This window comes from Streptomyces sp. NBC_00663 (assembly GCF_036226885.1).
Classification (GTDB): domain Bacteria; phylum Actinomycetota; class Actinomycetes; order Streptomycetales; family Streptomycetaceae; genus Streptomyces.
This window is the reverse complement of sequence record NZ_CP109027.1, coordinates 9,288,317-9,301,222: the sequence shown is the minus strand read 5'-3', so window position 1 is coordinate 9,301,222 and position 12,906 is coordinate 9,288,317. Positions and strand designations below refer to the sequence as shown.

The following is a 12,906-nucleotide window of genomic DNA, read 5'->3' as shown; positions in this document are numbered from 1 at the left end:
CGATCCGGTCCTCGGCGGCGCGCTCAGCCGTTGAGGGAGCGCAGCGCGCCGTAGACGCCGAGCACCCACAGGGCGAGCGGCAGCAGGCTGATGGCCAGGGCGGAGTGCAGCAGCTCCGCCGCCCGGCCCCAGTACGGCACGAGGCGGCGTCCGGGCACGGTCCAGGACGCGATGGCCAGGGCCGCCGCGACCGCCAGCAGAGCGGCGGCCACGCCCAGCCGGGTCCCCGGCGCCAGGTCCGGTGCGTCGGCGAGGACCAGCAGGAGCAGACCGGCCACGCCCGGGACCGCCAGCGACAGCCGCTGCCAGACGTTGCCCAGCCCCCGCGCGTGCAGCACCAGCAGCAGGGACAGCACCGCCGTGGTGATCACCTCGGCGAGCCCGCCGTCCCGGGCGAGGACCGCGACACAGCCCGCGGCGACCGTCCCGACCGCCGCGTACAGGGAGGTCATCCAGCCATCGGCGAGGACGGCACGTTCGGCGACCGCCGACGCCGGATGGGGGTCGATGCCCTCCTGCAACTGCTGGGCGTTGGTGGGCAGCGGCGGCATCCGCATGCCGGACATGCGGAACGACAGCGAGGGCACGAAGGCGCCGAGCGCCACCGCCACGACGGCGAGGATCCCCGCGACGTGCGCGGGCGGCAGATCGGCGGCCAGCATCAGGGCCGCGGCCACCGCGCCGAACACCGCGATCACGGCGAGCCCGAGGAACAGCGCGGCGAACGCCGCCACGACCGCGAGCGCCAGGACCGCGCCGCCGGTCGCGGCCGCGCCCGCCGACAAGAGCCGTGCGCCCAGTGCCTCGTAGGCGTGCCTGCCGCTCAGTTCGCCGCCCGGCAGCAGCCAGCCCGCCAGCGCCAGGTACGGCGCGACCATGAAGCCCAGAACGGCTCCGGCCCCGGCGTCCCCCACCGCCCGGCTCGCGGCGCCCGCCCCGGCGAGCAGCAGCAGCCCGGCCACGGAGGCGAACACGGCCCGGGGAAGCGCCGAGCCACCGGGCAGGGCGGCCAGCAGCAGCCCTCCGCCGAGCACCGCCACGACGATCCCGAGCAGCAGCCGACGGCCCGCCTGCGGGCTCCAGCCGTAGGGGCGTTGACGCATCGTCGTGGCGATGCCGTCCACCAGGTCGTCCAGATGCACCTCGGGCAGCATCTCGGTGCGAGGCCGCAGGAAGAGGGTCTCGCCGTCGCGCATTCCGTAGGCGTCCAGGGTGCGTTCCTCGTCCAGCGGCTCGCCGCCGAGGCGCTGGAGGACCCAGCCCCCGTGGTCGAGTCCGGCCTCCTCCAGGTCGTCGCCCGCATAGCCGAGGACCGCGGGCAGCAGGTCGGCGACGGGGACGTCGGCGGGCACGGCGAGGTCCACGGTCCTGGCCGGGGCACGGACCGTCAGACGGCACAGCTCGGCCACCTGAGTGTCAGTCATCGGGCTGACTCACGCCTCTCCGAAGATGGTGCTGACAGGGCACGGAAACACCGGACGGCGCACCGCTGAACATCGGGTTAATGCCCCAGGCGCAGCCAAGTCGCCCAGGAGGGACGGTAGTTCACCGCCCGCCCGACGATCGTAATATCAGCCGACCGGTGGTTGCGTCCTGCCCCACCCTCCTCCCCTGTCCCACAAGGAGACGGCTCTTGAGTGTGGTCCTGTTCCGACGCCCGGCCCGGCGCCGGGGCCCTGAGATGCCCGACGGGGAACTCAGCCTCCAGGAACCACCACCCCTGCCCGAGGTGGTGCCGGACTCCTCCGCCATCTGGACCTACCTCCCCATGGCCCTGATGTCCGTCTCGATGATGTTCATGTTCATGCGGCCCGGCGCCACCCGGGGCAGCGGCGGATTCATCTACCTCGCCCTGGGCGTGATGGTGGTGGCCGCCGCCGCGATGATCGTCGGGCAGGCGATGCGCCGCAGCAGCGAACGCAAACAGCGCCTCAAGGGCGAACGGCGCGACTACCTGCGCTACCTCGGCCAGATTCGGCGCAAAGTGCGCGGTGCCGTGGCCGACCAGCAGCGCGCGCTGTCCTGGCGCCACCCGGAGCCCGCGGCCCTGTCGTCGATGGTCGGCACCACCCGGCTGTGGGAACGCCGGCCGCGCGACGAGGACTTCGGCGAGATCCGGGTCGCCGTCGGTGACCAGAAACTTGGCCTGAAACTCACACCTGTCTCCACCAGTCCCGTCGAGGACCTGGAACCGCTCAGCGCGCACGCGCTGCGCAGCTTCATCCGCGCCTACGCGAGCGTGCCGGACCAGCCGATCGCCATCTACCTGCGGGCCTGGGCCCGGGTGCTGTTCCGCGGCGAGGAGGAGCACATACGTGCCCTCACCCGTGCCCTCCTCGCCCAACTGGCCACCTTCCACTCGCCGGACGACCTGTGGCTGGCCTTCTGTGTCGCGGACGAGCGGCGCGCGGACTGGGAGTGGACCAAGTGGCTCCCGCACGCCCTGCATCCGCACGACAGCGACGGCGCCGGCCCGGTCCGCATGACCGTCTCCGCCCTGGGTGAGCTGGAGGACCTCCTCGGCGCGGAGTTCCAGGAGCGGCCCGCCTTCGACCCGGACGCCGTCCCCGGCCGGGAGGAGCCCTTCACCGTCATCGTGATCGACGGCGGCACCGTCCCGAGCGGCCACCGCCTCGACGGCCCCGGCTACCGCAACACGGTCGTCCTCGACCTCTCCGGCGCCCTCACTTGGCGGCCGGGTCGCGTCACGCTCCGCTTCGAGGTGTCCGGGGACTCCTTCGCCCTGGTGCGCACCGACCGGGACCGCAAGGAACAGACCACCGTGCTCGGCCGCCCCGACGCCTTCGGCACCACGGGCGCGACCGCCCTGGCCCGGCGCCTCGCGCCGTACCGCATGGGCATGGGGACCGGCGCCGACGCCGCGGAACCCCTCTCCACCAACGTCGAACTGACCACCCTGCTGGGCATCCCCGACCTGTACCGGCACGATCCGGCCGCCCTGTGGCAGCAGCACACCGGCACGGCGCGCCTGCGGGTCCCCGTCGCCGTCGGCGCGGACGGACAGCCCGTGGAACTGGACATCAAGGAGTCCGCGCAGGGCGGCACAGGACCGCACGGCATGCTCATCGGCGCCACCGGCTCCGGCAAGAGCGAACTGCTGCGCACCCTCGTCCTCGCCCTCGCCCTCACCAACTCCTCCGAGACCCTCAACTTCGTCCTCGTCGACTTCAAGGGCGGCGCCACCTTCCTCGGCCTGGACGAACTGCCCCACACCTCCGCCGTGATCACCAACCTGGCCGGCGAGGCGGCCCTGGTCTCCCGCATGCAGGACGCCCTGCACGGCGAGTTGATGCGACGCCAGGAGCTGCTGCGCTCCGCCGGCAACTACACCTCGGCACTGGACTACGAGAAGGCCCGCGCCTCCGGCGTCCCGCTGGAACCGCTGCCCAGCCTCTTCGTGGTGGTCGACGAGTTCAGCGAACTGCTCGCCGCCCACCGTGAGTTCATGGAACTCTTCGTCATGATCGGGCGGCTCGGACGCTCGCTCGGAGTGCATCTGCTGCTCGCCTCTCAGCGCCTCGACGAGGGCCGTATGCACCAGCTGGAGAGCCATCTGTCCTACCGGATCGGCCTGCGCACGTTCTCCGCGATGGAGAGCCGCGGTGTCCTGGGCGTTCCGGACGCCTACCAGTTGCCGCCCGCACCGGGCAGCGGCTTCCTCAAGTCCGGCGTGGAGGCCCTGACCCGCTTCCGTGCCGCGTACGTCTCCGGCCCCTACCAGGAGCGGCGCGGGCTCGCCCACCGGGCCCGCGTCACCAGCCAGACCGTGCCGTGGACGACGACGTACGTCATGCCGCGGCAACTGCCCCTCGCCCCGGACCCCGACCCGGAGCCCGAGCTCGACGAGAACGGCGAGACCCTGCTGTCCGTCGCCGTGGCACGCCTGCGCGACGCCGGCCCCGCGGCACACCAGGTGTGGCTGCCGCCGCTGGACCGGCCCACCACGCTCGACCAGGTGCTGCCGCCGCTCACCCCCGATCCCGAGCTGGGTCTCACCGCGGCGGGCCGGACCGGACACGGCCGGCTCACCATCCCCATCGGCATCGTCGACCGGCCCTTCGACCAGCTCCGCGATCTGCTGACCCTCGACCTGTCGGGGGCGGGCGGGCACATCGCCGTCGCCGGCGGTCCGCAGAGCGGCAAGAGCACCATGGTCCGTACGATCCTCACCGCGCTCGCCCTCACCCACACCCCCCGCGAAGTGCAGTTCTACTGCCTGGACTTCGGCGGCGGCACCCTGTCGGGCCTGGCCGGGCTCCCGCACATGAGCGGTGTCGCGGCCCGCCTGGAGACCGAGCGCGTCAGTCGTACGATCGCCGAGGTCACCTCCCTGCTCGCGGCCCGCGAACGGTTCTTCCTCGACCACGGCATCGACTCCATGGCCACCTTCCGGCGCCGCCGCGCGGCCGGTGAGTTCCCGGACGAGCGCCACGGCGACGTGTTCCTGGTCATCGACGGCTGGTCCACGGTCCGCCAGGACTTCGACCGGCACATCCAGACCTTCGGCGCGATCGCCGCACGCGGCCTCAACTACGGCATCCATCTGATCGTCACCACCGCCCGCTGGGTGGAGCTGACGTCCTCGATCCGCGACCAGGCCGCCACCCATCTGGAGCTGCGGATGGGCGATCCGATGGACTCGGAGATCGACATGCGGCGGGCCGCGACCGTGCCCCGGCTGCCGGGGCGCGGCCTGACCCGCGACACCAAGCTGCACTACCTCACCGCGCTGCCCCGCATCGACGGCACGGAGTCGGCCGACGACCTGACCGAAGGCGTCGCCGAGCTGGTGGCGGCGGTCAAGGAGAGCTGGCAGGGCCCGCCGGCGCCGCCGGTCCGCATGCTGCCGACCAAGCTGCCCTACGCCGACCTGCCGGCCCCCGCGCAGGCGACCGGTCCCGAAGGCGGCTTCCGCATGCCGATCGGTCTTGAGGAGGAGGAACTCTCCACCGTCTGGCACGACTTCACCGAGACCCCGCACATGATCGTCGTCGGGGACACCGAGAGCGGCAAGACCAACATGCTGCGGATGGCGGCCAAGGCCGTCATGGACCGTTACACCCCCGCCGAGGCCCGCATCCTCGTCGTCGACTACCGCCGCGAACTCGTCGAGGCGATCCCGGACGAGTACCGCCTGGGCCACGCGGTCTCCATGGACGCCCTCAAGGACATGATCTCCGGCGCCGCCCGGGCGGTCACCACCCGTCTGCCGGGCCCGGAGATCACGCCGTCCCGCATGCGCAAGTGCGACTGGTGGAAGGGCCCACGGCTGTTCATCCTGGTCGACGACTACGACCTGCTGGGCGCCGGGCCCATGAACGCCCCCTTCGACCCGCTGCTCAACCACCTCGCCCTCGGCTGGGAGGTCGGCCTGCACCTGATCGTCTCCCGCTCGGCGGCGGGCGCGGGACGCGGCCTGAACGAAGCCCTGCTGCGCCGCCTCCAGGAGGTCAACTCCCCCACCCTGCTGCTCTCCTGCCCGCCGTCGGAGGGGTTCATCATCGGCAGCCTCAAGGGCCGCAACCTGCCGCCGGGCCGCGCGACCCGGGTGACCCGCCGCAAGTCGACCCAACTCCAGACGGCACTGCTCGACGGGGTCCGCGCGGATGCGTGAACCCACCAACGCCCCGCGGGCGGACACCCCGCCCGCGGGACCGGGGCACCGGCGGCGTACGCCGTCCCGAGCTGCGCCAGAAGGGAGCCCGGGCCGTCAACTCGGCCTGCCTGCGACAGGGTTCGCCCCAGACGTGACACCACCCGCCGGCTGTCCCGGCGCACCGGGGCTCAGCAGACGGCCGGCGCCGGGACGCTCAGTTCTCGCCCGCACGCCAGCCACGCGCACGTCCGCGCGGGATCACCACCGCCGCCGCGACCACCAGCGCCACCAGGCCCGCGCTGCCGGCGGCCACCACCAGTGCACGGTTGCGGGGCTCGACCGAGGCGGCCGCCGGGACCACGGCCACCCCGGGGGTCGGTACGGTGCCGGAGGTCTCCGGCAGCACGGCGGTCAGCGCGGCGTAGGGGTCGAGCCGGGGCGGTCCGGCCGGGTAGGCGGCCTCCGTCAGCCGCCGGGACACCTCGGCCGCGGACAACTCCGGGTAACGCGCCCTGACTTGGGCCGCCGCTCCCGCGACATGCGCCGCGGCGAGGGACGCACCCGAGCCGATGTAGTGCCCCTTGCCGGCCGGACCGATGCCGACGACGCCGTCACCGGGCGCCGCGAGGTCGGCCCCGGAGACCACCGGGGCGTTCTCGGGCCGCTTGCCGTCAGGCCCGAAATCGGTCACCGCCAGGACACCGGGCGCCGCGGCGGGCCAGTACCAGGGCTCGGGCTTCACCAACTCCCCGGACTGGTCCTTGGCCAGCGCATCGGGTGCGAGCGGCGCCACCACCAGCGCGTCCTTCTTGCTCGCGTAGGCGACCGCGGCGGACAGGACCGCCTTGCCGTCGGCCAGCGCCCGGCCGACGTAGATGACCGCGGCCCCTTCGTCGGCCGCCCGGCGGATCGCGTCCGCGAGGCGCTGAGCGGTGGCGTCACCCCGCTCGTCCGTGCCCCGTACGGCCAGGATCCGGGCCCGGGGCGCCAGCCCCGACGGCCCCGCCGCACCCGCCTCGGGTGCCGCCGCGATCAGCCCCGCCGCGAAGGTGCCGTGCCCGACACAGTCGCTGCCCGCGTCACCGACCGCCGTCACCCGGCCCGCCAGTCCGGACGCCTTCTCGCTCACACCGGTGTCCACGACCGCCACGGTCGTACCGGCCCCCTCCGAGAGGGTCAGTGCCCGGCGCGCGCCGAGCGAGGACAGAGCCCACGGCTCCGTCTCCACCCGCTGGGTCGAGGCCGTCGCACAGGGCTCGTCCGAGCCCAACGAGGTCCGTACGGCGGGAAGTTCCACGGATTCGGCCGCCGCGGGAGCGGCCCCGACGGCCGCCAGCAGCACGGCGACGACCGCCGAAGCGGCCGCGACGGTCTGCGGACGGTGGGTTCGAGCAGCGCGCATGGCGCACATCCTAGGCACGGCGTACACCCCGCACCGCGCCGGTGTCCCGCGCCATCTCCCCTGCCTGTCCTGGAAGTTGACAGTCGGCGTCCCGTAGCGTTCACCGCGTGCGCACCACCGTACGACCGCGCCCCGATCGGGCGCAGCGGTACCGGCGGGCGCATCACCACAAGGAGGATCACAGCGTGTCACGGCAGTTGCTCAGGGTCTGCCCAGGCCGGTCGGACAGCTTCCAGAAGATCGGCGACGCCCTGGCGAAGGCACGCACGGGCGCGGTGATCCGCGTCGCTCCGGGGCGCTACGACGAGAACCTGACCGTCAGGACCCGCGTCACCATCGTCGGCGACGGCGAGCCGGGCAGCGCCGAGATCTGTCCCCGCCGGGGCACCGCCGTCGTCCTGGTCGCCGACGCCGTCCTGCTCACCGACCTGACGCTGCGGGGCGGCAGCGCGGACCTGCCCGTCGTCGACGCGCCACGCGGCCAGGTCGCCATGGACGGCTGCACCGTCATCGGCTCCGGCTGGACGGCCGTGCTGGCCAGGGAGTCCGGTTCGCTGGCCATCCGCGGGTGCCGCATCAGCAACCCGGACGGCGCCGGAGTCGTGGACACCGCCTCCACCGGCAGCATCGTCGCCGACTCCCTCCTCGAGAACCTCGGCACCTCCGGCGTCGTCATCAGCGAGGACGCCGACACGACCGTGCGGGACTGCCGGATCCGTGACGCCCGCGCCAACGGTGTCCTCGCCAACGGCTCGGCGCAGGGGCTGGTGGAGGGCTGCGACATCTCCGCCACCGACAAGCCGGCAATCGCCCTCGAGGGCCGCTGCGCCACCCGGGTCGTGCGCAGCGACGTCCACGACACCACGATCGGCGTCTACGTCACCAGCGGCTCCCGCCCGGTCCTGGAACAGGTCACCGTCACGGACACCTCCGGCCCCGGCATCCTGCTCGGCTCGGCCGCCGACCCCGAGGTCCTGAACTGCCGCACCGCACGCACCAAGGGCAGCGGACTCGCCGTCACCGAACGCTCCCGGGGTTCGTTCCGGGACTGCGCGTTCGACAGCGCCGCGGCCCCCGCGATCCGCGTCGTCGGCTCCAGTTCCCCCTCCCTCATCGGCACCACGGTGCGCGACTGCGCCGACAAGGACTGCGCCGTACTGCTGGAGGACGAGTCGGCGGCGGAGTTCGACTCCCTGCTGATCACGGACGCGGCCGGCGCCGGCATCCGGATCCGCACCGCGGCCCATCCGCTGCTGCGCCGCGCCCGGATCACCTCGCCGGGCGGACACGGCGTGGAGGTCGTCGAGGACGGGCGCGGACGCCTGGAGCACTGCGAGATCGACCGGGCCGGGGGCGCCGCGCTGCGGATCGCCTCGGGCGGCCGGCCCGAGATCCGCGACACGGTGCTGCGCGAGGCCACCGACGCCGCCGTGTCCGTCGGCACGGCGGGCATCGCCACCCTGCGGGACTGCCACGTCCAGTCGGGCAGAGGCTCCGGCCTCGTCGTCGACAACGGCGGCGAACTCTCCGCGCTGCGCACCCAGATCACGGAGTGCGGGGCCCACGGCGTGCTGGTGTCCAACGGCGGCCGGGCCTCCCTGACCGGCTGCCAGCTCACCGGCAACGTCGGCGACGGCATCCGCGTCGACAGTTCCGAGCCGGTGACCACCACCGACTGCACCGTGCGCGACAACCGTGGCGCGGGCCTGCGCCAGACCCGGGCCAACGAACAGCTCGGCGTGCACGACCTCAACAGCGCCGGCAACGGCGCACCGGACGCCTGGGGCGACACCCTCCCCGCGGACGTCGCTGCGGCCACATCCGGCGGCGACCACGCCACGGCACCCCAAGGACCGCTGGAACAGCTGGAGTCGCTCGTCGGACTCGCCGACGTGAAGCACCAGGTGCACACCCTGCTGAACCTCAACCAGCTCGCCCAGCGACGCCTCCAGCTCGGCATGCCCGTCCCCTCGATGAGCCGCCACCTGGTCTTCTCCGGCCCGCCCGGCACCGGCAAGACCACTGTGGCCCGCCTCTACGGGGGCATCCTGGCGGACCTCGGCGTGCTGCGTTCCGGACATCTGGTGGAGGTCTCCCGCGCCGATCTCGTCGCCCAGGTCATCGGCGGCACGGCCATCAAGACCACCGAGGCGTTCAACGACGCCCTCGGCGGTGTGCTGTTCATCGACGAGGCGTACACCTTGCTGTCCGACAGCAAGGGATCCGGCGCCGACTTCGGCCGGGAGGCCGTCGACACCCTGCTGAAGCTGATGGAGGACCACCGCGACGACGTGGTCGTCATCGCGGCCGGCTACACCTCCGAGATGGACGCCTTCCTCTCCTCCAACCCGGGCCTGGCCTCACGCTTCACCCGGACCATCGAGTTCGACAACTACTCGGTCGACGAGCTGGTGACCATCACCGAGAACATGTGCGCGGCGCACCGCTACGAGCTGGCCCCGGCGACGCTGGACGCCTTGAGCCGCCTCTACGAGCGGATGCCGCGCGACGCCGCCTTCGGCAACGGACGGGCGGCGCGCAAGGTGTTCGAGGAGATGGTCGACCGGCAGGCCCACCGGCTGGGCTCCATGCCCAACCCGGCGGAGAGCGACCTGAGTCTGCTGCTGCCCGAGGACGTGGCCGCGGACGCCGCCTCCGCCGGCGAGAGCGGACCGGGTTCCGAGGAACTCCTCGCCGAACTGCACGCCATGGTCGGCCTGACCGCCGTCAAGAACGAGGTGACCGCCCTGGTCAACCTGCTCACCGCCACCAAGCAGCGCCAGGCCGCCGGTCTGCCCGTCCCCAGGATCAGCCACCATCTGATCTTCTCGGGCCCGCCCGGCACCGGAAAGACCACGGTCGCCCGCCTCTACGCAGACCTGCTGCGCTCGCTCGGCGTCCTGCCCAAGGGCCAGCTCGTCGAGGTCGCACGGGCCGACCTGGTCGGCCGCTACGTCGGCCACACCGCCCAGCTCACCAAGGAGGCCTTCGAACGGGCCCTGGGAGGCGTGCTGTTCGTCGACGAGGCCTACACCCTCACGCCCGAGGGCGCCGCCTCCGACTTCGGCCGGGAGGCCGTCGACACCCTGCTGAAGCTGATGGAGGACCACCGCGACGAGGTCGTCGTCATCGCGGCCGGCTACACCCGCGAGATGGACCGCTTCCTGGCCTCCAACCCGGGCCTGGCCTCACGCTTCTCCCGGACCGTGGAGTTCGAGAACTACACCACCCAGGAACTGCTCGACATCCTCGCCCGCTCCGCCTCGGGTTACGGCTACGACTGCTCGCCGGAGGCCCTCGACGCCCTCAGCACCCACATCGACGCCCTTCCCCGCGACCGCTCCTTCGGCAACGCGCGCACGGCCCGCCGACTGCTGGAGGCCATGATGACCAACCAGGCGGGCCGCATCGGCACGCTGCCCGCTCCCGGCCTGGACGACCTGCGCCTGCTGCTCCCGGAGGACCTGCCGCCCCGGCCCACGACGACGACCCCGCGCTGAGACCGACGCCGGACCTCGGTTTCTCGGACAGAGTCGGGTGGAACCCGCGGGGCGTGGACGGTGTGCCGACGAGGGCGGGAGGTTCGGGCCTTGTTCGAGGGCTTTGAGACCGGGCGGGTTCAGGTCGACGACGCATCAATTGCTGTTCGCTACGGCGGAGAAGGGCCGCCGGTGGTGCTGCTGCACGGCCACCCCAGGACGTCGGCGACCTGGCATCGCGTCGCCCCGCTCCTCGTCCGCCAGGGTTTCACCGTGGTCTGTCCCGATCTTCGCGGGTACGGCCGCTCCACCGGTCCGGCGCCCACCGCGGACCACGCCGGACACTCCAAGCGGGCCGTCGCCGGCGACGTGGTCGAGGTGATGCGCTCCCTCGGCCATGCCCGGTTCGCGCTCGCCGGGCACGATCGCGGAGGCAGTGTGGCGCTGCGTCTTGTACTCGACCACCCCGACGCGGTCTCGCGGGTGGCGCTGCTCGACTGTCTGCCGCTCACCGAGCACCTGTCCCGCATCACGGCTGAGTTCGCCACGCAGTGGTGGCACTGGTTCTTCTTCGCCCAGCCGGACATCCCCGAGCGGGTCATCAACGCCGATCCGGACGGCTGGTACCGCGGCGACCCGCAGAGCATGGGGCAGGAGAATCACGACGAGTGGCGCGCGGCCACGAGAAACCCCGACGTGGTGCGGGCGATGCTGGAGGACTACCGGGCCGGTCTCACCATCGACCGGCGGCACGAGGAGGACGACCGCGCGGCCGGGCGCCGGATCCAGTGCCCGGCGCTGATCCTGTGATCCCTCCGGGACGACCTCGAAGATCTGTACGGGGACCCGTTGAAGATCTGGAGGCAGTGGGCACCGGACGTACGCGGCCACGGCATCGACGCCGGGCACCACGTGGCCGAAGAGGCTCCAGAAGCGCTCGCGTCCTCCCTTGCGGGCTTCTTCGCCGGACGGCGGCCTGAGTGAGCAACCTCCGGGCCGCCTCCCGAGATTAAGCGCGGTTTAAACGCGCCTTAAACGTTCTTCGGGCTTCTCCACAGTTCCAAATAGCCGCAGCTCAGGGCCATTTGAGGCTCAGCGTTCCGGTTGGCACATCGCACGGTCGTGCGTATGGTCCTGGCTCATGGGGATCGCCGACGCACAACTGAGAGCGCTCTCAGACTCCTGAACGCCTTTGCAGAGCCCCGAAGGAGCACTCATGACACCCCGTCACCAGCGCGACCTGACCCGCCGCAAGACGCTCTTCGCCCTGGGCGGCGCTGCCGTCGCCGTCCCCGCGATCGCGGCCATCGCCCCGCATGCGCTCGCGAGCCAGGACGGCACCTCCGCGAGTGCCTCCCTCCCGGTGACCGTGCGCAACAACAGCGGTGCCTTCGACAACAGCTCCGTGCATCTGTACGTCGTCGGCAACCTCGACGGCACACAGGTACGGCTCACCGCGGACGGGGGCCTCGCCCCCATCTCCCTGTCGGACAACCAGGCCGACGGCTACACCGACTACTCGATACCTCTGGCGAGCAGCGGCGAGACAACGCTGTCCCTCCCGTTCATGTCGGGCCGTGTCTACGTCTCGCTCGGCGACAAGCTCAAGTTCAAGGCCGTCACCGACGGCAACGGCAACGCGGCTCTTCAGTACCCGGCGGGATGGGTCGCCTCCGACCCGAACCACGGCATCCTGCACGACTGCGCCGAGTTCACGTACAACGCGGCCGGCATGTTCTGCAACACCACGATGGTCGACATGTTCAGCGTGCCGATGAGCATCCGGCTCACCGGTGACCAGGACCAGACGACGGGCGGCCTGCGCGACGGCGGGCGCGCCGCCGCCTTCGCCGCCGTCCGGCAGACCGAGGACTTCGCGCGGCTGGTCGTGGACGACACCCGCATCATCGCCCCGGGCCACGGTCTGGACGCGGGCCTCTTCGCCACCGACTACTTCGCCCCGTACATCGACGAGGTGTGGAGCACCTACACCGGCAAGGACCTGACCGTCACCACCAACGCCGGTACCTTCACCGGCCGGGTGCGCGGCGAGCGGTTCACCTTCGACGGGCCGGCCTCCGTGTCCTTCGCCAAGCCCACGACCCGCGACGTCCTCTTCTGCGACGGCAACCTCGCCGCACCCAACGACGGCACCACCGGCCCCGTCGCCGCCGTCCTGGGCGCCGGCTTCAACCGCTCGACCCTGCTCACCGACACCACCCAGCCCGCGGCCGACGCCGCCGCCTTCTACCAGGGCGACCTCACCAACCACTACGCGAAGGCGGTGCACGCGGCGACCCAGGACGGCAGGGCCTACGGTTTCGCCTTCGACGACGTGGCGGACTTCGCCTCGTACATCCAGGACACCCGCCCGACCGGCTGCACGCTCACCCTGTCGCCGTTCTGAC

The 12,906-nt window shown here is 72.3% G+C and carries 5 protein-coding genes and 1 pseudogene; 4 read left to right on the top strand and 2 right to left on the bottom strand.

Translation table 11 applies throughout. The features are described 5' to 3' along the window. Window positions 1-23 precede the first annotated feature (23 nt). Window positions 24-1,424: a type VII secretion integral membrane protein EccD gene (eccD, locus tag OG866_RS42295; protein WP_329343119.1), complete on the bottom strand. Its 1,401-nt coding sequence runs from the start codon at window positions 1,422-1,424 to the stop codon at window positions 24-26. A gap of 215 nt (window positions 1,425-1,639) precedes the next feature. On the opposite strand from eccD, the gene eccCa reads away from it, so the two are divergent. After that, window positions 1,640-5,635 (top strand): type VII secretion protein EccCa, encoded by a 3,996-nt coding sequence (gene eccCa / locus OG866_RS42290; protein ID WP_329344547.1) that lies wholly within the window; start codon window positions 1,640-1,642, stop codon window positions 5,633-5,635. A 196-nt stretch (window positions 5,636-5,831) separates the two neighbouring features. Here eccCa and OG866_RS42285 read toward each other — a convergent pair whose 3' ends face one another. After that, a complete protein-coding gene (locus tag OG866_RS42285; RefSeq protein WP_329343117.1) occupies window positions 5,832-7,019 on the bottom strand; it encodes a S8 family serine peptidase in 1,188 nt (395 codons plus the stop codon). A gap of 185 nt (window positions 7,020-7,204) precedes the next feature. On the opposite strand from OG866_RS42285, the gene OG866_RS42280 reads away from it, so the two are divergent. The 3 genes and pseudogenes from OG866_RS42280 (at window position 7,205) to OG866_RS42270 (ending at window position 12,905) form a co-directional block, all read left to right on the top strand. After that, window positions 7,205-10,519 (top strand): right-handed parallel beta-helix repeat-containing protein, encoded by a 3,315-nt coding sequence (locus tag OG866_RS42280; RefSeq protein WP_329343114.1) that lies wholly within the window; start codon window positions 7,205-7,207, stop codon window positions 10,517-10,519. Window positions 10,520-10,609: 90 nt separating this feature from the next. Further along, window positions 10,610-11,482, top strand: a pseudogene (locus tag OG866_RS42275) (alpha/beta fold hydrolase). Window positions 11,483-11,714: 232 nt separating this feature from the next. After that, window positions 11,715-12,905, top strand: a complete 1,191-nt coding sequence (locus OG866_RS42270) for a beta-1,3-glucanase family protein (protein WP_329343112.1) — start codon at window positions 11,715-11,717, stop codon at window positions 12,903-12,905. Window position 12,906 lies beyond the last annotated feature (1 nt).